The 24,343-nt window shown below is 49.6% G+C and carries 21 protein-coding genes; 15 read left to right on the top strand and 6 right to left on the bottom strand.

The genetic code is table 11. The features are described 5' to 3' along the window. Positions 1-108 precede the first annotated feature (108 nt). Both AB4Z29_RS17460 and AB4Z29_RS17455 read left to right on the top strand, forming a co-directional pair. Positions 109-885, top strand: coding sequence for an ABC transporter ATP-binding protein (locus tag AB4Z29_RS17460; RefSeq protein WP_441944302.1), 777 nt, complete (start codon positions 109-111; stop codon positions 883-885). Next, the gene (locus AB4Z29_RS17455; RefSeq protein ID WP_441944301.1) at positions 860-2,800 is read left to right on the top strand and encodes an FtsX-like permease family protein; all 1,941 of its coding nucleotides are present in this window, start codon (positions 860-862) and stop codon (positions 2,798-2,800) included. The genes AB4Z29_RS17460 and AB4Z29_RS17455 overlap by 26 nt, the downstream gene beginning before the upstream one ends. A gap of 70 nt (positions 2,801-2,870) precedes the next feature. On the opposite strand, the gene AB4Z29_RS17450 is transcribed toward AB4Z29_RS17455, so the two are convergent. Next, complete coding sequence (locus AB4Z29_RS17450; protein WP_441944300.1) at positions 2,871-3,260, bottom strand: collagen-like protein; 390 nt, start codon at positions 3,258-3,260, stop codon at positions 2,871-2,873. Positions 3,261-3,491: 231 nt separating this feature from the next. On the opposite strand from AB4Z29_RS17450, the gene AB4Z29_RS17445 reads away from it, so the two are divergent. The 3 genes from AB4Z29_RS17445 to AB4Z29_RS17435 are packed head-to-tail and all read left to right on the top strand — an operon-like array spanning position 3,492 to position 7,161. Then, positions 3,492-4,949 carry a spore germination protein gene (locus AB4Z29_RS17445; protein ID WP_441944299.1) on the top strand — a complete coding sequence of 486 codons (1,458 nt, stop codon included), beginning with the start codon at positions 3,492-3,494 and terminating at the stop codon, positions 4,947-4,949. 17 nt (positions 4,950-4,966) lie between these two features. Then, positions 4,967-6,043, top strand: a complete 1,077-nt coding sequence (locus tag AB4Z29_RS17440; protein WP_441944298.1) for a GerAB/ArcD/ProY family transporter — start codon at positions 4,967-4,969, stop codon at positions 6,041-6,043. Continuing rightward, entirely contained in the window at positions 6,040-7,161 is a 1,122-nt protein-coding gene (locus AB4Z29_RS17435; RefSeq protein WP_441944297.1) for a Ger(x)C family spore germination protein, read from the top strand. The genes AB4Z29_RS17440 and AB4Z29_RS17435 overlap by 4 nt, the downstream gene beginning before the upstream one ends. A 52-nt stretch (positions 7,162-7,213) precedes the next feature. Here AB4Z29_RS17435 and AB4Z29_RS17430 read toward each other — a convergent pair whose 3' ends face one another. From AB4Z29_RS17430 to AB4Z29_RS17415, 4 genes are read right to left on the bottom strand one after another with little or no spacing between them, the layout of a single operon-like run. Further along, entirely contained in the window at positions 7,214-7,891 is a 678-nt protein-coding gene (locus AB4Z29_RS17430) for a metallophosphoesterase (protein WP_441944296.1), read from the bottom strand. A gap of 3 nt (positions 7,892-7,894) precedes the next feature. Then, positions 7,895-9,130: an ABC transporter ATP-binding protein gene (locus AB4Z29_RS17425; protein ID WP_441944295.1), complete on the bottom strand. Its 1,236-nt coding sequence runs from the start codon at positions 9,128-9,130 to the stop codon at positions 7,895-7,897. After that, complete coding sequence (locus AB4Z29_RS17420; RefSeq protein ID WP_441944294.1) at positions 9,127-10,809, bottom strand: ABC transporter permease; 1,683 nt, start codon at positions 10,807-10,809, stop codon at positions 9,127-9,129. The genes AB4Z29_RS17425 and AB4Z29_RS17420 overlap by 4 nt, the downstream gene beginning before the upstream one ends. Before the next feature lie 3 nt (positions 10,810-10,812). Next, on the bottom strand, positions 10,813-11,919 hold the full coding sequence (locus tag AB4Z29_RS17415) for an extracellular solute-binding protein (protein ID WP_441944293.1): 1,107 nt from the start codon (positions 11,917-11,919) through the stop codon (positions 10,813-10,815). A gap of 168 nt (positions 11,920-12,087) precedes the next feature. On the opposite strand from AB4Z29_RS17415, the gene AB4Z29_RS17410 reads away from it, so the two are divergent. The 9 genes from AB4Z29_RS17410 (at position 12,088) to AB4Z29_RS17370 (ending at position 23,476) form a co-directional block, all read left to right on the top strand. Further along, positions 12,088-12,990 carry a LysR family transcriptional regulator gene (locus AB4Z29_RS17410; RefSeq protein ID WP_441944292.1) on the top strand — a complete coding sequence of 301 codons (903 nt, stop codon included), beginning with the start codon at positions 12,088-12,090 and terminating at the stop codon, positions 12,988-12,990. Between the two features lie 25 nt (positions 12,991-13,015). Beyond that, the gene (locus AB4Z29_RS17405) at positions 13,016-13,867 is read left to right on the top strand and encodes an SDR family oxidoreductase (RefSeq protein WP_441944291.1); all 852 of its coding nucleotides are present in this window, start codon (positions 13,016-13,018) and stop codon (positions 13,865-13,867) included. A gap of 64 nt (positions 13,868-13,931) precedes the next feature. Beyond that, positions 13,932-14,519 (top strand): NAD(P)H-dependent oxidoreductase, encoded by a 588-nt coding sequence (locus AB4Z29_RS17400; protein ID WP_441944290.1) that lies wholly within the window; start codon positions 13,932-13,934, stop codon positions 14,517-14,519. Positions 14,520-14,666: 147 nt separating this feature from the next. Beyond that, entirely contained in the window at positions 14,667-16,448 is a 1,782-nt protein-coding gene (locus tag AB4Z29_RS17395) for a cache domain-containing sensor histidine kinase (protein WP_441944289.1), read from the top strand. Continuing rightward, positions 16,441-18,069 carry a response regulator transcription factor gene (locus tag AB4Z29_RS17390; protein ID WP_441944288.1) on the top strand — a complete coding sequence of 543 codons (1,629 nt, stop codon included), beginning with the start codon at positions 16,441-16,443 and terminating at the stop codon, positions 18,067-18,069. The genes AB4Z29_RS17395 and AB4Z29_RS17390 overlap by 8 nt, the downstream gene beginning before the upstream one ends. A gap of 122 nt (positions 18,070-18,191) precedes the next feature. Then, positions 18,192-19,541 (top strand): ABC transporter substrate-binding protein, encoded by a 1,350-nt coding sequence (locus tag AB4Z29_RS17385; RefSeq protein ID WP_441944287.1) that lies wholly within the window; start codon positions 18,192-18,194, stop codon positions 19,539-19,541. Between the two features lie 110 nt (positions 19,542-19,651). Beyond that, positions 19,652-20,542 carry a carbohydrate ABC transporter permease gene (locus AB4Z29_RS17380; RefSeq protein WP_441944286.1) on the top strand — a complete coding sequence of 297 codons (891 nt, stop codon included), beginning with the start codon at positions 19,652-19,654 and terminating at the stop codon, positions 20,540-20,542. An 18-nt stretch (positions 20,543-20,560) separates the two neighbouring features. Continuing rightward, entirely contained in the window at positions 20,561-21,367 is an 807-nt protein-coding gene (locus AB4Z29_RS17375; protein ID WP_441944285.1) for a carbohydrate ABC transporter permease, read from the top strand. A gap of 27 nt (positions 21,368-21,394) precedes the next feature. Further along, positions 21,395-23,476: a glycoside hydrolase family 43 protein gene (locus AB4Z29_RS17370; RefSeq protein WP_441944284.1), complete on the top strand. Its 2,082-nt coding sequence runs from the start codon at positions 21,395-21,397 to the stop codon at positions 23,474-23,476. 96 nt (positions 23,477-23,572) lie between these two features. Here AB4Z29_RS17370 and AB4Z29_RS17365 read toward each other — a convergent pair whose 3' ends face one another. Then, positions 23,573-23,923 (bottom strand): hypothetical protein, encoded by a 351-nt coding sequence (locus AB4Z29_RS17365; RefSeq protein WP_441944283.1) that lies wholly within the window; start codon positions 23,921-23,923, stop codon positions 23,573-23,575. A gap of 140 nt (positions 23,924-24,063) precedes the next feature. On the opposite strand from AB4Z29_RS17365, the gene AB4Z29_RS17360 reads away from it, so the two are divergent. Continuing rightward, positions 24,064-24,327: a DUF7667 family protein gene (locus AB4Z29_RS17360; RefSeq protein ID WP_441944282.1), complete on the top strand. Its 264-nt coding sequence runs from the start codon at positions 24,064-24,066 to the stop codon at positions 24,325-24,327. Positions 24,328-24,343 lie beyond the last annotated feature (16 nt).

Below are 24,343 nucleotides of genomic sequence, written 5' to 3'. Positions count from 1 at the left end.
TTCCAAGCGCGCGATTGAAAGGGAAATCGATGGGTCAAAGCTTCCCTCCCGTCTATACTAAGGATATTGAAGGAATGGACTTGGATAGATTCGGGGAGGAAGAAAGCAATGAGTGTACTTAAAGCACAAGGGTTAGGCAAAATATACAGCAGCAAAGGCAATGTAGCGTATAAAGCGCTTGAGGATATTGAGCTGCAGGTGGAGGCAGGAGAATTCGTAGGGGTAATGGGCCCGTCAGGGAGCGGGAAGACGACGCTGCTTAACCTGCTGTCTACGATCGACCGTCCTACCTCAGGCGCGCTTGAAATAAACGGTATTAATCCAAGCAAATTGAGTGACCAGAAGCTAGCCTTGTTCCGTCGTCGCGAGCTTGGCTTCGTATTTCAGGATTTCAATCTCTTGGACACGTTATCGATCAAAGAAAATATTATTCTGCCGCTCGTGCTTGATGGGATAGCGCCAAAGCAAATTGAACAAAAACTGAATACGCTCGCCGAGCTGCTGCAAATACAACCGATTTTGGGCAAACGAACCTATGAAGTATCAGGGGGCCAGAAGCAGCGAGCAGCGATTGCGCGGGCCATCATCCATCAGCCTTCGCTCGTGCTTGCGGATGAGCTTACTGGAAATTTGGATTCCAAGTCCGCCAAGGATGTCATGGATTCGCTTAAGGACTTGAATGAGCGCTTTAAGGCTACGGTGCTTATGGTAACGCATGACCCATTCTCCGCGAGCTATTGCCAGCGGATCGTGTTTATTAAGGACGGCAAATTTTTCTCGGAAATTCGCCGCGGCTCAAACCGGCAGGCTTTTTTTCAACAAATTTTAGATGCGCTCAGCGTGCTGGGAGGTAATTTCGATGACGTTCCGTTCGCTCGCGCTTAGCAATATCCGGGGGAACTGGCGGTCATACAGCGCATTTTTTCTGAGCAGCGTGTTCTCCGTTATGATCTTCTATATTTATGCGGCGTTTCTCTATCATCCAGGCGTTGAAAGCGGCCATATTATGGCGGCTTCGAAGATTCGTATGGGGATGGTATTCTGCGAATACATTATCGTTATCTTTTCATTCCTATTCGTGCTGTATTCGAATTCGGCTTTTTTGAAAACGAGGCAGCAGGAATTCGGCTTGTTCTCCTTATTCGGCATGACAAAGGCTCAATTGCGCAAGCTTGTTATTTATGAGAATGCCGCGATTGCAATCATAGCGATCGTTGTTGGAATTGGGCTCGGCATGCTGTTCAGCAAGCTGTTTTTTATGGCCTTGACAGTACTCCTGAAAGTAGAAGAATCCATACCGTTCGCTGCGCCGTTTAAAGCCATCGGACTGACGGCAGGCGGTTTTTTCGTCCTATTTATGGTCATTTCCGTAGGGACGGCGCTGCGTATCGGCCGCACAGAAATTGTAGATCTTCTGAAAGCCGCGCGAAAGCCGAAGGGAGAGCTCGTGTTTTCACGCTGGTTGGTTGCCGTCGCTGTTTTCTGTCTTCTAGCGGCTTACGGAATGGCATTCATTATGGATAGCGGAACGTTTCTTGTATTGGCGTTGCCTATACTTGTTACCGTAATCATCGGAACGTATTTCCTATTTACCCAGCTCAGCATTTTATTGCTGCGTTTCATCCAGAAGCGATCCGCTTTGTACTATAAGCGCACAAATATGATCGTTTTCGCGCAGCTCGGTTATAAAATTAGAGACAATGCGCGTATTTTGTTTATCGTTTCAATTCTGAGCGCGGTCATTATGACGGCGCTGGGTACCGTGTATATTTTGCAGGTCGGCTCGAAACAAAATTTGCTTTACGGTTCTCCATACACGCTAGCCTTTAGCGAAAAAGGGCTTCATACCCATGATGTGATCGATCCGGCTGAGCTGAAACGCATTGTGGCCGAGGACGGTTACACGATTACGCAAGAATCGATAGCAGCAGGCGTACTCATTCATAAGTATATGATGCAATGGGGCAATCAAAAGCCTTGGGAGGCGCAAGACGATGCATTAATCATATCAGCCACAGACTACAACCGACTTGCTGCATTCAACGATCAGCCTAGTCTTCATCCCGAGAGCGGGAAGGCGACGCTTGTTACGCAGTTTATCGGAAAGGAGAAAAAGAGTGGCGTAGTTAGTGGGATTATTAACGGCAATCAAATGGAGATCCAGGTTGGCGGCGTGCTGGAAGCGAATGTCATGAACTGGCTTAACAGCAATTATTATACGTTCGTAATGGATGATTTCTCTTACATGGAGCTGCGCTCAAGCGTACCGGAAGATCAATTATTTACGATGTACGGCTACGAGCTGCGAAATTGGGAGAATTCATCAGAAACGGCAGCAAAGCTAAGCATGCTGGTTCCCGAAGCGTTTCAAGGCCAGACGGATTTTCAGCGCGCTGACCGATTGAAGGATATCAATGAAGCGGTGTCCTTGACGCTGTTCATCGGCATGTTCATAAGCTTGCTGTTCTTTATCGCTTCCGGCAGCATGATCTATTTCAAGCTGTTTACAGAGCTGCAGGACGATCAAGCCCAGTTTAAGGCGTTGACTCGAATTGGGATGACGAGGGGAGAGATTCGGAGAATCGTCGTCACGCAGGTTGGCATCGTGTTTTTTGTTCCCGTAGCGGTAGGCATAGCCCACGCGTTGTTCGCGATGAAGGCGCTCGATAATATGATGCAATCCTCCAATTGGATATATTCCTTTATCGTAATTGGCATTTATATTGCGATGCAGACGATTTATTTCCTCGTTGCGTGCAGCAGCTATATGAAGAGCATGCTTCGCGGAGCAAGTGCTTAATGATTTTATATGCAAAAGGCTTCTTTCTCAAAAATAGAGAAGGAAGCCTTTTTTCATTGTTGAGCCGTATTTATCGGCAAGTGAAAGTGGTAATCTGTCTCAAATCTATTCCCATATACATCCAGGATCTTCCGAACCAGCGAAAGCCTGCCACAGAGTTCCGGCCTACGAATACAGGGAAAAACCAAAAGCCTTGGCCATTCCTGAGCCAAACATAGGTGTTGCGAAACAAGCATCCGGATATAGCGCCGGGATCAACAGCGAACAGCGAAGCGGAAGGCTGCTGCGGCGTAAACGAAGGGGGCGGGGAGGTCGGCATCATGCCCGGTTGTCCCTGCGGTCCCTGAGGTCCCTGCGATCCAGGTCCTTGTGGTCCCTGAGGTCCCTGCGGACCGAAAGGTCCGAACTGGCCAAACGGTCCAAGCGGACCCGGAGGTCCGGGAGGAGGCAAAAATGACATGCTTTATCACTCCTAATTAGTTGGGCTAGAGCATATTATGCAGCAGCAATGAACAAGGTTTGGGCGATAACACCGTTTCCACTATAATGCCTGTCGATCCTTCCCTCAGCCTACCCTCTATTTAGTCAGCCAATCTTCTCTTGTCTATCCCTAAGTTTCAGCAAGGAGTATAAAACCGTTTATTATGACCACATTGAATAATAAGAAGTCGAATATTAAGTGAGGCGCAGCATGAAGAATACGGAGCAAAGCATACCAAAAGAGGATGGACCAGCAAAGGAAAAAGTGCCTCCCTCCATCTCACTTACCTTAAAAGAATTTGAGAATTGCGCGGATGTCATCTACCGAAGCCTGCCCAATATTGCGCTGGAAATGGTGTACTTTGACCATTTAACGGGAAGAGAGGAATTCACGCGCGAAATTGCTATTCCATTCGGATCGGCAGAAGAGCAGGAAGTGTCCCAAATGCTCGAGAGGTCCCAATTTATCGAAATAGCGGATTCAGATGCTCTTATCAAAGAAATATTAAACGGCTCTGTAGCCCTTTTCTTTCATGATAAATGTTATGCGATTCATCTCTATAAACCGGAATCCCGTTCCATTCAAGAATCGGAATCGGAGGTCGTCATAACAGGCCCGCATGACTCCTTCGTGGAGACTGCTTCTTTGAATTTGTCGTTGATCAGGCGCCGCGTCAAAAGCTCGCGGTTGAAGGTTATTAAATGCGAGGTCGGCGAGGTAACGAGTACGAATGTATTTATCCTGTATATGGACGGGCTCGCCAATATGGAATATGTACAGGAATTTATTAAGCGGGTTGAGCTGATTGAAATGGACGCCATCCATGACGCGAATATGTTGGTCCAGTGCATCGATGATGACCCCAATTCGATATTCCCGCAGTTTCCGACGACAGAAAGAGCGGACGCCGCTGTATCGAAGCTGGTTGCGGGCCGGATCGTCGCAATCGTCGATGGAAGTCCTTCTGTGATCTCGGCTCCTGCTTCCTTCTTTGAATTTTTCTCGTCGCCGGACGACTATTATCAAAGATGGGCATTAGGTACGGCAACAAGAGTGCTGAGGTTTGCTGCATTTATCGTTACGATTACCTTTACGGCTTTGTACGTTTCCGTGACTACGTTTCATTATGAAATGATTCCGGAGGATTTATTGCTTACCTTAACAGAGTCTCGGAGCAGGGTACCGTTTCCGCCTATTTATGAAGCGCTGCTGCTGGAGGTTACAATCGAGCTGCTGAGAGAAGCGGGCGCAAGGCTTCCTACTAAAATCGGACAAACGATCGGTATCGTTGGCGGTATCGTCATTGGGCAAGCAGCCGTGCAGGCAGGCTTGACCAGCAACATCCTAATCATAGCGGTCGCGTCTTCGGCGATCGCCTCCTTTGTCATTCCAAGCTACATGATGAGCGCTTCCATACGGCTTGCCAGGTTTGGCCTCATTATTTTGGCAGGCTTATTAGGCAACTTCGGATTGATGCTGGGACTTGCGCTAATGGTCGTTCATCTATCGGGATTGACAAGCCTGAAGAGCTCGTATTTAACACCGATTGCTCCAATTAACTTACAAGATTGGCGGGATACGTTTATCAGAGCGCCATTCTGGATGCTTAAAGAGAGGCCTAGCCAGTCAAAATCGACTAACAAAGTGAAAAATAAAATGAGGCAATAAAGGGAAGTGTCCGATCATTGAATGAGAAATTGCATCCATTTCATATTATGATATTAATCTATATGAACCAAACTGGGGTAGTCATCATGAGTCTTCCCCGCTTGCTCGCTGAAAATTTCGGTTATAACGGTTGGCTGGGCGTTTTTCTCATCTCGCTGGTTGTGAACCTGAATATCTTTATCATTTCGATCGTCTATCGGTTAGGGAAGGGGAAATCTATCTTTCAAATAATGGAAAGATCACTTCCCCGTGTGATTACCTTTCCAATCTATGTCATTCTCATTGGAGTATGGTCATTGACGGGTTGTATGGTGATCAAAAACTATGTGTATATTTACCAAATCATATCTTATAACACGACGCATGCGATGCTTCTGAAATTGCTGATTGATATTATTGCCTATCTGCTTGTCATAAAAGGCATCTACACGATTTCAAAAGCGGCAACCAGCTTTTTTTGGATTACCATCTGGATGGTTTTTCTCCAGCTTTTTTTCATTAAAGATTTCCAATGGGAGAGGCTGACTCCTTTTCTGTTTAAAGGGGATACTCACTTCTTGACGGGCAGTTTTTTGGTTTTTACCGCTTTTATTGGCTATGAGCTTTGCTTCATGCTTTTCCCTTATGCGGAAAACCATAAGAAATTTATTAAATCCATATATATAGGTAATGGGATAACCACGCTTTCCTATTTGGTTTTTTGTTTGATTTGCTTTGGTTTTTATAGCTACGATCAACTAAGGAACATGATGTACCCGCTGTTGGATTTATTGTCTTACATTCGTTTGCCCTTTATCGAGCGTATTGAAAACTTATTGTTTGGGTTCTTCTTGTTTACTACGATTGTATCTGTCGTGATGTATTCATGGTCAGCCCAAGAAACATTCGCTAGAATCGTTCCCAAAGCCAATAAGAAGATGTTGGCTTTAATTATTCTAGCCTTTGGATACGCCGTGGCATGGTTCCCGGACACGCTCTCGGAAGTCGGGCAGTGGCTGCAATATTTGGGCTATGCAGAGCTAGGAATAGCTATTGGCTTGCCGCTTCTGCTGATTCTTATCCTTGTGATTCATAAAGGAGCCAAACCATCTTGAGGACATTGCCCAAAGCAGCGGCATTTCTACTTGTGATCGTTTTAGTTACAGGCTGTGGTGACCAGCGCATACTGGAAAAGCAAGGCTTTATTCAATCGACGGGCTATGATTTAAATGAAACGAAGAACAACGAAGAGGATAATCGATTGATGATTACCGTTGATATTCCCAAAGCGGATCCGGAGCAGCGAATGCAAAGGGAAACGTTGACAACCATAGCTCATTCGAGCAAGGAAGCTAAAATATTATTTGCGGGTCAAACCGAGCTCTCTTTGGTCAGCGGACAGCTTAGGAGTACTTTGTTCGGTTTGAGTCTGGCCAAAAGGGGAATTTGGCAGCACATCGATACACTCGTTCGGGACCCGGCGATCTCGCAAAGAGTGAAAATAGTCGTCGTGAACGGGAGAGCGCATGATTTACTCGTTCGAGACTACCCACAGCATCCAAGGGCAGGCCAGTATATAGACAGGATGCTGGAAAAAGAATCGACCTCGATGAACATCCCTTTGGTAACGATCTATGACTTCACTAGAGACTACTTCGATGACGGCATAGAACCGATCGCTCCGATAATTAGAGAGAGTAAGAAAAACATTTCGTTCGATGGTGTCGCTCTATTCAAAAAGGATCGATATATAACGAAAATCGACGCTAAACAATCGCTTATTTTCTCCATGATGAAACATAACTTTAAAAAAGGAGAAGTCAGCATGGAGCTTGGCGACGGGAGCAAGAAGCAAGAGCGTCTTCTTTTCAGTTCCATCATCAATGACCGCGATGTCAAAGTGAAGCGCAGTGCAAAGGGGAAATTCAATATTCAAATCAATATCGTTGTTAAAGGTTCTGTGTTGGAATATTCGGGTATTCATGAAATTAGCAAAGATGAGGATCGCAAAAAAATAGAAAAGCTAATGGCTGAATATGTTGAGAGGGAAGCAGCAGCGCTCATGGAGACCATGCAGAAGCACAATGTCGATAGCCTTGGAATCGGGAAGAACATCAGAAACAGCATGAGCTACGAGGAATGGAAAAAGTTGGATTGGGACAAAGTGTATTCGAATGCAGATATCCGAATCTCGACTAGAATCGTTATTAAGGACTTTGGCAAATTCAAATAACAAGGGATCGCAGATAACGTCTGCGATCCCTTGTTCACATTATGAATGACTTTTATTCGTCAATGGTTAGACGTTCCGTGCGCAGATCACTGCATCTTGATCCAGGCGCGGTAGAGCAGGAATAGCTCACTTGGCTGCTAAAATCGAGAAGCGTGAGACGATAGCCGTGCTTGGCACCGGTATCGATTCCGATTTTGCTGTGTCCATGCCAAATGCTGCCTGGGATGGCTTTCAGCTTGAACGTAGGCGTATGTCCGAAAATAATGATGTAAGGCTTGCAATCGTCATGCTCTGCCAGATTATTATGAATAAACGCATCACGGATTTCGGTTAGATCCTGCCTGCTCTGCTCAAGCAGAGAAACGCCGGGGCGTATGCCCGCATGGACAAATAAATAAGGAGCCTCCAGATGATAGAAAGGAAGCTCTTGCAGCCAATTCTTGACGCTAGGCTCAAGCAGGCGAGCATTCGAATCGGAGGCTAGCAGCCGCAGCTCTTGGTTGCCGGCCAATGCATGAGCCCCACGCGCAACAAGCTGCCGGATTACGGGTAATGTGCTCCATGTCGCTCGGTCATCGGCATTGATATAATCGCCGAGCAAGATCAGCCTGTCTTGCGCAGGGTTGTAAGCTGCCTCCTGAAGCAAGAGCAGAAGCTCTTCCTGACAGCCGTGAATATCGGAAATGGCTAGAAGTCGATTGTCTGTACGGGCTGGTGTAATCAATAGCATCGACTACCTTTCTTCTTCAATAGGGTATAAAAAAGCTGATTGCACGGGCAGCTTCACGCTTAGCTTCTCGCCTGGCTCAAGCGGGGTTGCGTGAACGAGATAAAGCTTCTGACCGCAAGCGGTATGAGCGACTGCACGCCATCTGTTGCCTTCAAACGTACAATGGCTAACATGGAGATGAATGATGCTGCTATTAATGTCTGATTCGTCTGATGCAGCAGGTGTGGCATCGGAGTCTATCTCGGCAACTGCTGAATGCCTCTCGATAATGACGGCTTCCTCTGGACGGAACATGACGATGCCTTTCTCGTTATGGCCCAATTGAGGCATGTCAGGAGGCTGCAAGCCATATATACGGGAAGCACCTATCTGCACAGCATAGCCTTTCTCATCTTGTATGATTGAACCGCGAAGGCCGTTGATGGCGCCTAGCAACGAAGCCGCCCAGCGGCTGGCTGGCCTTGTAAAGCATTGCTGCGGCGTTCCGATTTGGTCGATCTGCCCGTCGCGCAGAATGAGCAGCCGATCCGCCATCGCAAAGGCTTCCTCAGGATCATGCGTGACATGGAATACGCTCATGCCCAGCTGCCGGAACAAATAGGCCATTTCCGTACGCATTTCAACGCGCAGGCGCATGTCAAGGTTCGAGAGCGGCTCATCGAGCAGCATAAGACGCGGCCTTGTCGCAATTGCTCTGGCGATGGCCACGCGCTGCTGCTGTCCGCCGGAAAGCTGAGGCGGGAGTCTGCGCTCCAGTCCTTCGAGGTGGAGCATGGCGAGCAGCTCCTGCACGCGCTGCTGAATGCCTGTTTTGGTCAGCTTGCTTCTCTTTAGCCCGTATGCAATGTTGTCGTAGACATTCATATGCGGCCATAATGCATAATCCTGAAAAACCATATTAACGCCGCGCTTCTCCGGCTGCATCATGACAGAGGATGACGCGATTACATTTCCGGATAGGAGCAGCTGTCCGCTGTCAGGCTGTGATAAGCCTGCGACCAGCTGGAGAAGGGTGGATTTGCCGCAGCCTGAAGGACCTAGCACGCTTATGATTTCCCCTTCCCTCATATCGAAGGAAATGCCTTTGAGCGCCTGAAAGGAACCGTAGCTTTTCGTTAATTCCCTTGCGCTGAGCAGCGCTGGAACAGCTGGGGCAGTTTCCTTCTCGAGTGCAGGTGAAGGCGAGTATGCTGCTAATTCCGAAGGCTTCTGGTTGGGTTGCTGAACTGCGGATGTCATAGCTTTGCCTCCTTGCGGCGGAGCAGAAGCTCAATCGCCAATATGATAAGAATGACTACCGCAGATCCAAGTACGGTTGCCGCTGATGCGTAGCCGAAATTCAAATCCTCGAATGCTTTATTAATGGAAACGGGCAGCGTAAGGAAATTAGGCGGGAACAGGATCGAGTTGACCGCGAGATCAAATACGCTGGAGCCGAACGCGGCAAGGCCCGCGGACAGCAAGGCGCCGCGCACTAATGGTATGAGAATGAAACGAATTCGGCTTATGAACGTATCGCCTTGCAGTTGAGCGGCGGTCAGCAAGCTATTCGGCACTTTGGCCATAGCGCCGACCATCAGCCTGGTGATAACGGGAATAGCGCCTGCGATAGCTGCAAGCACTAGAATCCATGGGGTTCCATATAGAAGGAGCCCTATCTTGTCCAGCCATTTCTGATTCCAAACGAATATATATCCGATGCCTAGCACAACACCTGGAACAGCGAGCGTGACAATCGAGAAAACCTCGATGGTACGCTTGAATTTAAACTGCGAGTATGTGAGCACGTAAGCTGCGCAAAGGCCAAGCAGCAAACCAAGAAGGGCCGCGCTTCCCGCAATCATCAAGGAATGGGAGAGGCCCTTCAGCAGCAGGCTCGAGCTGTGGAACAGCTCTCGGTAATGGTCCAAAGTCAGATTGTTTATCGCAAAGCCGCCTGATTGCGTCTTGAAGACCGACATGAGCAAATTTGCGCCAAGCGGTATGCCGATGACGACTGCTAGGAACAACAGATTCAATCCGGTAAGCAGCCTGCCGTATTTACCGGCAGGCTTCGGGGTTGACCGTTCAGCACGCGCCGACAGGAAGTCGAAACGCGAGCGCCGCATCGCATAGAATTGAACGAACATGGCCATTCCGATTAGCAGGACGAGATAGAAGGAAAGAACACCAGCCATATCGAAGCGGATTGGCGATGTGTAGATGGCCGAATAAATGGAATAGGGCAGCGTAGGGAAACGGTAGACAGCGGCAATCGATGCCGGCAGCCCGAAATCGCCGATCGTATCCATGAACACGAGTGCGGCTCCCGCCCACACGGCTGGCAGAATCAGCGGCCCTTGAATCGTTCTCCACACGGTGAAAGCCGTTGCTCCCGACAGCCTTGCCGCATGGGAGAGCTGATCGACCTTCCACTCCAATGCGGCATATACGCTCAGATAAGCGAAAGGAAATTTGCTGAGCGTCATAATAAAGATGAGGCCGGCAGGCTGGAATACAGCGCCGGTGACCCAATCCCAGCCGAATGCTCCTACTGCAATCCCTCCTCTGGCCGCGAATAATACCCAGCCCTGCGCCAAAATAAAAGAAGGCGTGATGATGAGGAGCCATACTGCGCCATCAAGAAGCTTGGCTGTTCTAAATGACCAGTTGGCACGCACGGTAGCAAGCACCATGCCTAGCAAAGTCGCAAGCAAGGTCGTGCCTAAGCCGAGTACGATTGAATTCTCTAATGACTTCTGCCATAGCGGACGGTGGAAAATTTCAAGCAGCAGCGATAGGTTGCCAAGTTGCCAGTTGCCGAAGAAAACCCCGGGCAGCAGCACCTGAACGATGACGGCTGCCAAGGGATATAAGACAAGGATGAAGAGGAGGATACTGACGAACCAGCCTAATCGATCCTTCATGAGCGTATGCATGGCTTACTTCACAGACTGGTCGGCGAACCATTGCTTAATGGCTGCTTCGTTCTCGGATGCCCACGAAGCGTCGGCTGCAACGAGCTTCGCATCGGCTGCGCGGTCGGCTTTTGCATTCACGCCGTTTACGGAAGGCTGGAAGTAGCTTTCATCGCCTTGATCGATAAGAGCTTGCTGCGTTTTGGGATCAAGCAGAAATTCTACAAACGCTTTTGCTGCATTCGGATTCCCAGTATCCTTCTGAATCGCTGCTACCCTTACCGAAGCAGGGGCACCCTCTGCTGGCCAGATGATCTCGATTGGCTCATTTGCATTTTTCATCGCGTATGCATTGCTTTCCTGAAGGGCGGCAATTGAGATTTCACCGGCTGCAAGCGCCTTGACCACGTTAGGGTTTTTAGGATATACGCGCATTCCGTTGTCCATAAGCGAGCTGAAGAAGGCTTGGCCTCCGTCCATTGCTTTTTCCTTGAAAAACCAGGAAACGAACGGATATGCAGGTGCAGCGATCGCAGGGTCGGCCATGCCGATCATATTCTTGTATTTCTCATTAGCGAATTCCGCCCAGGTTTGAGGAGCATCCTCTGCTTTCACCATGTTTTTGTTGTATACGATCACGCCGGCTGCATGAGCGCCGGTTGGTACATACCATTGTTTCTCGGGCAAGAAGCCCTTTGCGAAGTCGGACAAGTTCGCGGCATTGCTAGGCGTCCAATCTTCAAGCAGCTGCCCGCTAGCACCAAGGCCGTGAATGGAAGGCATAGCATCGAGCCACAGCACATCCCAGTGCGGATTGCCTTTCTCTGCTTCTACGCGTGACATTATTTCTGCGCCGTTTCCGACTACGACCTCCATTTTATAGCCAGTTGCTTCCTCGAACAAAGGAGCGATGATGCTGTCAAAATCATTCAAATAAACGGTTAGCGTTCCTTTATCCGCTGGCGGGGTTGCTGCTGCTTCGGATTCAGGCGAAGGGGCGGTTGTTTGTACATTTTCCGCATTTCCTGCTGCGTCGTTAGCTGCGTTTCCCGTACTGCCGCATGCGGCAGTCAGAGCGGTCAATCCGGCAACCAATACCGTCCCTAACCAGCGTTTCCCATTTGTTTTCATTCTTATTATTCCCTCCACTATCTGTTTTGCTTTCTATTTCACTCTACCAACCGTTTGTCAGATGATTGTTAACGCGATGTCTAGAAATTGTTAAATGTATTCGATATATATTGATCTATTTATAGATTTAATCTATATTATTTGAAAAATGCCGGAGAAGGTGCATACATGAATGTGCAGCAGCTGCATGTGTTTATGGAGGTCTGCTCGGGAAGAACGTTAGCTGATGCGGCAGTCAAGCTTGGCTTGAAGCAGCCGACGGTCAGCTTCCATCTGAGAAAGCTTGAAGAGGAGCTTGGGGTTACCTTATTTCGCAAGCAGTCTAGAAGCTTGCAGCCGACGGAAGCTGCTGCGGATTTATTGCCGTACGCGAGGAAAATCGTGTTTCTCGTAGAAGAAGCAAAGCTAACGATGCTGGAACGAAGGGAGAAAGGAGAAGGCCGTCTGCGCCTAGGGGCGAGCTATACGCCTGCTACGTATGTATTGCCGCCGCATCTGGCCGCCTACCGTCAGCTATACCCAGGTGTCAACCAGCAGCTTACCGTGAAGCAGGCACGGGCAGTGCTGTCCATGCTGCGCAGCTATGAGATCGACGTAGGCATCGTTTCCCTTAGCGATTCACCGCAAGAGGGGCTTGTCGTGCAGCTCCTTGTTGCCGATGAGCTTAAGCTGCTGCTCGCCCCGCAGCATGCGCTAGCTAATCAACGTCAGGTCAGCTTAGATGAGATGAGGAATGAAACGTTTCTTCTCCATGAGACGGGCTCAACCTCACGGACCTTGTCCGATGAGTGGGCAAACGCAGTTGGGCTGAAGTGGGTGAGCGTCATGGAGCTCGGCGCGATCGAGACCATTAAGGAAACACTGAAATGCAATATGGGAATCGGCATTTTGCCGCATCGCAGCGTGAGACGCGAGATTGAAGCGGGTGAGCTGGTTATGCGCGATTTGCCGCAGTACGTGAATCGTAGGCATATTTGCCTCGCTTACCGGGAGGAAGAGCAGCTATCGCCGCATGTACGCTCTTTTATCGCATTTATGAGGCGTGCTTTTGTATCCGATGGTAAGCTATAGCTAATAAAGGCAAGGAGGCGACGATATGGGAAATATGACGGGCAAAACGGCAGCTGTTACAGGAGCGAATTCAGGAATGGGCTTGGCGACTGTCGTGGAATTGGCTAAGCTGGGAGCGCATGTTGTCATGATCTGCAGAAGCAGAGAAAGGGGGGAGCAAGCTTTGGAGCAAGCAAAGAAACAGAGCGGAAGCCCGGAGATTGAGCTTATGCTTTGCGATTTGGGCTCCTTTGCAAGCATCAGAACGTTTGCTGCTGCGTTCAAGCAGAAGCATGCCCGTTTGGATGTGCTTGTCAACAATGCGGGTGTCGTGTCGCTTAAGCGGCAATTGACGGCAGACGGCCATGAATCGCAGCTTGGCGTGAATCACTTGGGGCATTTTTTGCTGACGCATGAGCTGCTGGAGTTGATCAAGCTGGCACCGCAAGGCCGAATCGTCAATTTATCCTCAGGTGCACACAAAGCGGGGAAAATCCATTTTGATGATCCGACCTTGGCTAAGGGCTATAACGTCGTAAAGGGGTATGCGCAATCGAAGCTTGCCAATATTTTGTTTACAAAGGAGCTGGCGAGGCGTCTCGCGGATACGAACGTTACCGTCAATTGCGTACATCCCGGTGCTGTGGCGACTAATATCGGCGTAGATAGAAATACAGGCTTCGGCAAAACGGTGCACCGGCTTCTCAAGCCTTTTTTCCGAACCCCGCTTGAAGGCGCGGCAACGGCCATTTATTTGGCAGCGAGCGACGAAGCCGCCGGTCTGAATGGACATTATTTGATTGACAACAAGATCGTTGCCACTTCAGGCAAAACAACGGATCCTGAGCTGGCTCACCGGTTTTGGACATGGAGCGAGAAGCAAGTCGGGCTTACATAATGCTGAAGGAAGAGGCAACACTAAGGCAGACCGGATCTCATATCTTCGGAGGTGTCGCTTTTTTATGAAGCATTTGATTATTTATTGCCATCCTAATCCAGACAGCTTTAACAATGCGATTGTCGATGCGTTTATCGGTTCGCTGAAGACGGAAGGCCATGAGGTCGTCGTAAGGGATTTGTATGCGATGCGCTTCGATCCCGTGCTGAAGGCGAGCGACTTCGAAGCATTGCGCGAGGGCAAAACGCCTACTGACATCAAGACCGAGCAGGAGCATGTGAAATGGGCGGATGCATTCACGATGGTGTACCCGATCTGGTGGACAGGACTCCCGGCGCTGATTAAGGGATATATCGATCGCGTTTTTTCTTACGGCTTCGCTTATGCTTACGGGGAGAACGGAGACATCAACAAGCTGCTTTCAGGCAAAAAGGGACTTATTATCAATACGCATGGCACGCCTTCTGAGATTTACAGCCGAACGGGCATGTATGACGGTCTCAAAATGACGTCAGATACCGGTATTTATGAGTTCTGCGGCATTAAGCCCGTAGGGCATATCTTTTTTGGCAGCGTTCCGCAAACTGATGACGATGCTCGCAAGCAAATGTTGGAGGAAGTCAAGAGCAAGGCGATTAGCTTATTTGAATAATGAGGTTGTGAAGAGCCGTTCGCGATGCCGCGAGCGGTTCTTTCAGCATTTTATCCGCTCGTGTTTTGCATGTGCTGCTTGTCCTCCTCGCTTATCAGGAGTATGATAAATGGCAAAAACGAGCAGTAAAAGAATGGGAGATTCAGCATGAGATCCGGCATACGCGCCAAATTGTTCGCAAGCTTCTCGGTTGTGATCATCGCTTCCCTGTCTATCGTAAGCATACTTTGGTACAACAAATATTACGATAGCCAGCGAGAATCGGCGGAGAGCTTTATGTCACGCACGATACTGGATGCGAACAAGAGCTTTGAGCTCACATTGAAGGATATCGATTATATCAGTACGATCATTTCTTTGAATAAACCGAATGTCATTGATATGCTGCTGCCAGATGCGACGGAAACGTTGATCGAACGGCTCGAAAAGGACCGAAAGCTCGACAATTTCATTTCGAGCCTGTACGGCTACAAATATTACATATCGAGCATCCTCGTCGCAAGCATCGGAGGGCGCAGCTATGCGCAGGGATCCACGGTGCCTGCCGATGAATTCATGCGCTCAAGCTGGTACGAGCAGCTTCTTAAGCAGCGGGGCAATAAAGTATTTATTACGACGCATGCCAATACGAAGCTGAATAAGGTGTCCGCCTATTTGAACCAAAACGTCGTATCGATCTCGCGGGCGATTATGAACGGCAGCGAGGCAGTCGGTTATGTAAATGTCGATTTTAACTACGAGGTGGTCGAGCGCATATTCAATACGCCGCTGCCGAATAAGAGCCAGCTGTTTCTGCTGGACGACAAAGGGGGCTTTGTGTATTCGCCCCGCGCGGAGGATATTAATAAGCCGATTGCTGGAACGGCTTATGCGAGCGTTCTTCCACTGCTCACTGCCAGCTCAGGAAAGCTTAGCATGCGCATAAACGGCGAGGAGCATCTCGTTGTCTACCATACGTCGGATTATACGAACTGGACAACGGTCGGACTCATTCCGCGAAGCGAGCTGCTTGCCGAGAGCCGGAAAGCAGCGAACAACATCATGCTGATTCCGGTGCTGACGCTCATCGCGGCCTTGATCGTTGCGACGATTATTTCGAACCAAATCACGAAAAATATCGGACGCTTGCGGCATGCGATGAAGAAGGTAAGCGCCGGCAATCTGTCCGATCCGATCGCGATTTCGTCCGGGGACGAGGTTGAGGAGCTGAGCCGCGGCTTCAATGCTATGGTTACCAATTTGCGGGTATTGCTCGATGACGTGAAGAAGACGGAGGAGCAGAAGCGGGTACTCGAATTCAAGGCGCTGCAAGCCCAGATCAATCCGCATTTCTTGTTTAATACGTTGAACCAGATCAAATGGCTTGCCGATGTTCAGAAGGCCGACAATATCAAGCAGCTGGTTACATCGCTGGTTACGCTGCTCCACAGCAGCATGGGCAAGGGCGGCGAATTTATTTCGGTGCAGGAGGAGCAGCAATATTTGGAGCATTATTTGAACATCCAGCAGTTTCGCTATTATGATAAATTCGATGCGGTCTTTGATATTGAAGAAGGCATTTTGGAAGCCCGCATGCTGAAGTTTTTGCTGCAGCCGATCGTGGAGAACGCGCTGATTCATGGACTGGAGCCTTTAAAGGGAAGAGGTCAGCTCATGGTGAAAGGATATGGCGATGAAGGCCATATCGTGCTGCAGGTATCTGACAATGGCGTTGGAATCGAGCCGGAGCGGCTTGCGGCAATATTCGATCAGGTGGCAGAGAAAAATCAGTCGCGGTTTAGCGGAATTGGGCTTGGCAATGTTCAGGAGAGGATCAAGCTTCATTACGGTGCGGGCTACGGACTCCAGATTGAAAGCGCGCCGGGATTGTTCACAACGGTGACGATGAGGATTCCGATTGAAGCGGAAGGAGGGAATGAGGATGCTTAACGTGCTGCTTGTTGACGATGATCTGCCCATGCTGAGCAAGCTGAAAAACATGATGAACTGGGAAGCGCATGGCTTCCTCCTATGCGGAGAAGCAAACGGAGGGCAGGCGGCAGTCAAGCTCTTGCATGAACGCAATCCCGAAATTGTCATTACGGACATGAGCATGCCCGGCATGGACGGGCTCGCGCTTATTAATTATATCGCGGAGCAATTTCCCCATACGCAAGTGATTGCAATCAGCAGCTATAGCGATGTGCATTACGTGAAAAACAGTATGCGCAAGGGTGCCGTGGACTATATTCTGAAGCATGAGCTGGATGCACAAATCTTGCAGGCAGCGCTGGCTGGCGCGAAGGAGCTGCTTGCCAAAGAGCAGGAGGCGCAGGAGAAGACGATACATATGCAGAAGCAATTGCAGCAGAATCAGACGACGCTGCTTCGGGACTTCATAAGAGATCTTGTTCAGAGCAGCTATGGCAGCGAAGAGGAGATCTTGCTGATGGCCGATAAGCTTGATGTGACGCTCAACCTGCGAATGCTGACTGTAGTCGTTGCGGAATGGGATAGCCGAAGGAAGCTCGAGGACCGATTCGATGCGAAGGAGCTTGCATTCATGAACGGCTCCTTTATGGATATTACGGATAACATTTTGGCTGATACAGGAAATGCGTATATGACTCCTATTGAAAACGGGAAATTCGCCTTTGTTTTTTCTTTTGATACGAACAGCAGGTTTATATGGCACACCATCATATCGGAGGCGTTGTCGCGCATTAGAGTGAGCGCGAAGCGTCAGCTGAATTTAGCCATAAGCTGCAGCGTTAGTGAAATGTGCAGCAAGGTGGAAACGCTGCCGAGCTGCTACAAAGACGCGGACAAGGCGCTGCAGGAGCGATTCTATGAAGGCGGGGACGTCGTAATCTGGCCTGGGCTTCAGCGGAAGGAAGCCTCCAGCGTCAATTTCTCCGTAGATGTAAAGCTGGAGAGGCAGCTGCTGTCGCTGCTTGCGACGCTCAATGAGGAGGAGCTCATTCTTCAAATCGAGGAGCTGTTTGCCCGGATGGGGAAGGCGCGAGCTCCGCATAAGACGACTCAGATGGTCGCGGTCGAGCTTATTCATCTCGTTAACCGCAAGTCGAAGGAGGCGGGCATAGCAGAGCAGGATTTATTCGAGAACGATCATAACCCTTACCAAGCGATAGGCAAGTTCGATACGCTGGCTGAGCTGAAGGAGTGGATCGTTGAGATTTACCGCAAGCTTGTTCAGGCGCTGCGCCCGTTCGTGCACGATACGCTGTACTCCGATAACACGAGGCGGACGATGGAATGGATACGCCGGCATTTCACAGAGCCCATAACGCTGCAGGAGGCTGCCGAGGTCATTGGGGTCAATGCCTCCTATTTGAGCCGGATGTTCAAGGAGGAGTGCGGACAGGGGTTCACCGATTATGTGAACCATGTGCGGGTGGAGCAGGCTAAGCTGCTCATCCGAACCGGTGACACAGACCTCAAGGATGTGGTGAAGCAGGTTGGGTTTAACCACTATAATTACTTTTTTACGGTGTTCAAAAAAATAACCGGAACGACTCCGCTGGAGTACGAAAAGCAGCAGAAGCGGTAGCTCTAGTATAAAAAGTAAAAAAGATAGAGTAAAAGTAAAAATAATGGAGTCCGCGAACGGGCTCTTCTTTTTTATGATTAAGGAGCTAGAAGAGAAGCACACATCTAAGGGGAGATGGGAAAATGAAAAAGGGATCATTTAAATTTGCGCTTGTACTGGCATTGTCGGTTTGCTTGCTGCTGACAGCTGCGGCATGCGGGAATAAGAATGCAGAATCAAACACAGGAAACAACGGGGGCGCCGCTTCAGGCGAGCAGGAAACGGTGACCTTCTGGTCATGGGTACCCACTGACGTTCAAGCTGAGAAGGCCATTGCTGCTTTCGAGGCAGCTAACCCGAACATCAAGGTTGATTACTGGCGCGGCGAGCAAACGGATTTCCAAAAGAAGCTTCAGGTTGCCATGGCTGCCAATGAAGGTCCGGATCTGCTAGGCATGCAAGTAGGCGGGATGCTGAATCAATACGCGAATACGCTGGAGCCGATTGAGGCGCTTGCGGACAAGAACTGGGGATCAGGCTGGCAAGACAATTTCGTGAAAGCGTCGATTGACCAAGTCAAAGCGACGGATGGCACGATGGTAGCTTTGCCGCTTAATCTTACGGGACAAGAGTTCGTGCTCTATAACAAAACAATCTTTGATAAGCTTGGCATTACTAAGGTGCCTGCAACCTATGAGGAATGGCTTAGCGTCAATGCTACCATTCGCGAAAAAGGCGACGGCATCGTGCCGGTAGCATTCGGAGCAAAGGATATCTGGCATGATGTTGATATGTTCGTATCGCTGAGCAACCAATTCGCGCCAGGTAAAATTTATGAGGCCGAGCAAGGCAAGCTGGCATGGACAGATCAGGCTTTCGTAGACACGATGACAGCTTGGAGCAAGCTGTTCACAGACAAAGTGATGCAAGACGGAGCACTCGGCTTGTCGACTTATCCGGATGCGCGTGACCAATACTTCTATTCCGGCAAAGCAGCGATGTTCCTAACGGGCTCATGGCATGCAGGCTTCAGCCTGCCGGGCGGTGAGAAAGACGGCACCGCAATCGAAAATGACGAAACCGGTATTTTCCTGCTTCCGCAAATCGGACCGAATGAAGCAAGAGCGGTAGCGAGCGTTGATACGGCGCTGTCAATCAACAAAAGCTCGAAGCACAAGGAAGCGGCATGGAAGCTGCTTGAGTTCATGACACAAGGCGAAGGCCAGCAAATTATGGCGGACTTCATTCAAGGCTCTCCTGCCAAGGTTGGCGTACAAATCCAATCGCTTGATCAATTCAAATTCGAAGCGGAGCGCGAAGGCATCAAAACCGTAAATGACGCCATTGCCAATGCGATAGGCAAACGTCTGCTCGATTATCCAGAGCTTACGAATGCAATCGGCGTAGCGATGCAGGATGTCGCAGCAGGCAAAAGCATTGAAACAGCACTCAAGGATATTCAGAAGATTTCGGACGGCATTGACCGCAATTAATCGGAAAAGAAAACAAAGAGCATGGATATGCGAGTTGGTATTCATGCTCTTTTCTTGTTAGTAGAGAGCTGTGCTAGACAGAGAATTGGCAATTGGAGGAGTGATGCACCATGACTGGCAACCGTTCAGTGCTTTCCGGCTGGAGAGCTTATCTTTATGTGCTACCGATACTTGTTTTGTCGGGATTGTTTTTGTATTACTGCATTGGATTTACCGTATACACAAGCTTTCATTCCTGGAACGGCATCGACACGGACATGAAATATATCGGCTTCGATAACTATATCAAGCTGTTTGACGATAAGTCTTACCATATCGCATTGCGCAACAATTTAATCTTCTTCGTATGTACGGTCGGCGTACAAGCGGCGCTTGGCTTAATGCTGGCGGTGCTGCTGCGCGCGAAGCTGAAGGGTCATTCGATTTTCCGTTCGGTTTATTTCATACCGACGATTATGGCACCGATTATTATCGCGGCGATCTTCCGAATTATTATGGATACGAATTTCGGCAGCTTGAACGAAGGGCTTCGCGCAATGGGGCTTGATTTTCTGGCCGTATCCTGGCTGGGAGATCCCAAGTACGCGCTGATGTCGATTATTATCGTAAATATTTTTGAGTGGATGGGCTTTAGCATGACGCTTTATTATTCGGCGCTATTAGCTATTCCGGATGAAATCTATGAATCGGCCAAAATCGACGGCTCCGGCTTCTGGCGGACGCTGTTCAAGATTACGGTCCCGCTCGTTGGAGGAACAACGTCTACGCTCGTCATTCTGGGCATCGTTGGATCGCTCAAAACATTCGATATCGTCTCGCTGCTAACCGGCGGCGGACCTGGACGCTCTACGGAGTTTCTGACAACCTATGTGTATAAAAAGGCGATTGAGGAATTTAATGGAGGCATGTCCGCGGCAGCAGGCGTTACTATTCTGATTATTGCGCTTGTGCTTGCCGTGCTGCAAATCCAATTCACCAACCGTCAGCAGCGTGATCTATAACAGGAAGAGGTGAGTCCTTTGTTTATTAATTTGCGAAAAATAGATAAGTGGTCAATTCAGGCGGTCTTGGCCGTATTTGCGCTCATTTGGCTGTACCCGCTTGTGCAATCGGTTATTAAATCGCTTGGCATTAATGGCTTCGGCAATTATTTGGCGGTCATTCAGCATCCGAAGGTCAACTATTTCCTTGTCGTATTCAACAGCTTCTTCATCGCCGTGTGTACGACGATCGTTGTCGGGCTGCTCGCTACGCTTGCTGCCTACGCCTTCTCCAAAATGCAGTTCAAGCTTAAAGATGTCCTGTTCTATTCGCTCGTGGCCTGCTTGGCAATACCGGCAACTGCGGTAATGTCCCCGCTGTTCTTCACGGCGAAGACGCTCGGCATCATGAACAGCTATACCGGTGTTATATTGCCGCTGGTAGCCTTCAATGCCCCATTCATGCTGCTTATTCTCAAAAACTATTTCGATTCCATTCCGAACGCGATCTTGGAGGCGGGCATGATTGACGGAGCCTCGTCGCTGCGCATGTACAGAACGATTATGATTCCGCTGGGCGTGCCGGCCATTATCAACATTGCGGTTCTGACCTTTATTTACTCGTGGAACGATTACATTATCCCGCTGCTGCTCATTCGCGACGAGGAGATGTATACGGTAACGCTGGCTACGCAGTTTTTTACGGGAACAACGAATCAAACACCGGAAATGGTCGCCCAGCTGTATGCAGCGCTTATTCTTATGACCATTCCTTCCGTCATCGTCTACATGTTCGGCCAGAATGCGATGAAATCCGGATTGACTGCCGGGGCGGTAAAAAGCTAAATCAGAAAAAATGGAGGATGATCCTATATGGACAAAAGAACGCAAGCAGAAGGAATGCCTCTGAATAGCGCCGATTCGTATCGCAATCCGCTTCCTATTAAAGCAGGAGCAGGCCAGACAGAGCCGTTAACGCTCGTGCATCCCGATCCGTATGTGCTGAAGCATAATGGCTGCTATTACACCTATGCGACAAGTGAAGCGGGAGTAGTCGTACTCCGCTCGGATGATCTGCTGAGCTGGGAGCATCTTGGAATTGGCTTTCAAATGGCAGGACGCAAAAACTATTGGGCGCCTGCTGCTGTTTACGAGAACGGCCGGTTCTATTTGTACGTTTCCTCCATGCCCGAGCATATAGAGGATGTGCACGAGGAACGCCTGATGGTAGCCGTATCCGATACGCCAGAGGGGCCATATGAGTATGTACGGACTTTTTATGATACGTTCTCGCTGGATGCGCATGTCGTAAAGGATGAGCATGGCGATTATTATATGTTTTATTCCAACAACGAATACTCCGGCGTAGATCGTGACCGCGCAGGAACAGTCATTCTGGTTGATCGGCTCCTCGATATGGTAACGCCGGCCGGAGAGCCGCGAATTGTCGTTGTGCCTACGATTGACGAGGAGATTTATGAGGAAAACCGTTTCGGCGACGGCCGTGATTGGCATACGATCGAGGGTGCCTTCTACTTGAAGCGCGGCTTGAAGCACTATATGATGTACAGCGGAAATGCCTATGTTCGGCCGAACTATTTCTTAGGCTACTCGGTGGCGGATGCCAGAAAGGGTCAGACGCTACTTGAACTGGATTGGCTCAAATATCCTTCTGACGATCAATATAAGCCGCTGCTTCGCAAAAATGAGGGCGTAGAGGGAGTCGGACATAACTCCGTAATCCGCGGACCGAACAACGTCGATCAATGGGTATTTTATCATGGACGCAATGCAGACGATGTGCTGGACATGAACCGTGAGCAGCGCACGATGCGTGCCGATCCGCTGCATTGGAGCGGAGAGCAGCTCTATATCGCTGGACCTTCATACGCGGTGCAGCCGGCACCTGCACGGCCAGCTTTGCGTGATTTGTTCGATGGCAGCGGCGAAGGTTTAGGCGGACAGTGGCTGACGATTGCAGGCGATTGGTCGCAAGCAAGCAGGGAGGCCCTTCAAGCGAACCGAGCCGTTGTTGCCGGAGCTGTAACCCGTGAACGATATACGCAATATGTGCTTGAGGCAAGCATGAAGTGGCATAACGACCATACAGGCGGCTTGTACGGAATTTATGCAGCATATTTGGACGAGAGCAGCTATGTATCAGTATTGTTTGATGTTGGCCGGAGGGTATTGCGGGCACAGGCTGTCTACAAAGGCGTTCAGCATGAAGCGATCGAGCATGCGCTGCCGGACACTTTTCACTATGCAGCCTTTCATTTGCTGCGCGTGGAAAAAACGGGGAGGCACTACGTGATCAAGCTCGACGGCGTTGCGGTCATTCAGGCAAACTTCCCGATCGTCATCGGCAGCGTAGGCATGCATACGCGTTACACATCGGCAGCTTTCGCTGGCTTCGAGGTCACGCGGCATGCTGCCTTGACGGTTGATAACGGAAGCTCGTTTGCAGAGCTCCTTGAGCGTGTGGACGGTGATGGCATTTGCCGCGTGAGCAGCGGAGAGCTGCACTGCCGCAGCCATCAGAATAGCCGCACCTCATGGAAAATGCAGCCATTCGGTACCGCTGAGGCAGGCAAAAACTTCCGCTTCGAAACGGATATTCTGATTAAGCGGGGGGCTTCATTCGGCATGCTTGCTTCGTACTCCGATGAACGCAACTGGGTAGAGGTCATCTTGAGCCGGGCTGCTGAATCGATTACGGTCACACAGCGCGTGGACGGTGCGGCGAACGTCATTTTGACTGCATCGCTAGCCGCCGATGCCTTTGATTGGACAGGCTGGCATACGATATCCAGCACGGCAGCCGGCGGCAGTCTCACCATCCGCGTAGACGAGCATATATGGTTTGCTGATGCGATAGATGGGCTAGGAGGCGCACCGGGCTTTATCGGAACAGGAGAGGCGTCTTTCCGTGAAGCCTGCTATACAGCCTTATAGGCGACAGGTCTACCCCTTCAACCTAAGATAGGCATAACAAAAGCTGCTCCATGAGGTCATGACGACCTTTGTGAAGCAGCTTTTGTTTGCTTTGTATCATCGTTCATAGCCTGGATAGTTGTAATCGGTATCCTGCAGCTTGGACAGAATGTTCATTTGGCGGATATGGGCTCTAGTCTCGTCTGTTCCTAGCTCATATACGGTGTGATAGACCTTGATCAGATCTTCATTGAATTTATCGGTCGCTTGATCGTGATCCGCGGATTTATAAGGAATCGGTGCTCGGAATTGCGTCAATTCATCGTCACGCTGGATTTGGTCCAGCTGCTGCTGGAGCTCGTTGATCTGTTCGGAAGTGCCTACTACCGTCAGCTGATCGTTAATGGAAGGCTCGGGCTCGATCCGCTTTCCCGAGATGGATACGTAGTAAAATTTTTTCTGCGTCATAACCTTCACTCCCCTTTATATGCGTTACTAAGTAATAAAACAAAAGCAAGCGTAATGAAACAATGAGCCGGAGGGCTAAATTTCTGAAAAAAAGGAGAGAATGGAAAAGAAGAACATTTCGACGGATAGGAATGATCGCGATGATGAATATTCACTGGCGGCTTGCTGAGCTGTGGCTGCTCCAGCAAAGCCGGGGCCTTAATGAGCAGGAGCAGTCGGAAATGAACTCCTGTTTGAAGCTGAATGCCAAATATGCGCAGCGCCTTGCCGAGCAATACAACTTCGGCTATATGGCGAATATGACCGGGGATGAAGCATGGCTGATGGACATATCGAGTGAGATCGACAAGATGGAACGTTTCTATGAAAGCAAGCGGCCCGCGTTTTTTGAGAGGCAGCAGTAGCGAGGCGCGGGATTTC

The organism is Paenibacillus sp. 2TAB23, assembly GCF_052115165.1.
GTDB lineage: Bacteria > Bacillota > Bacilli > Paenibacillales > Paenibacillaceae > Pristimantibacillus.
Note: the sequence above shows the minus strand (reverse complement) of the source record. Positions and strands in the feature narration are given on the sequence as shown.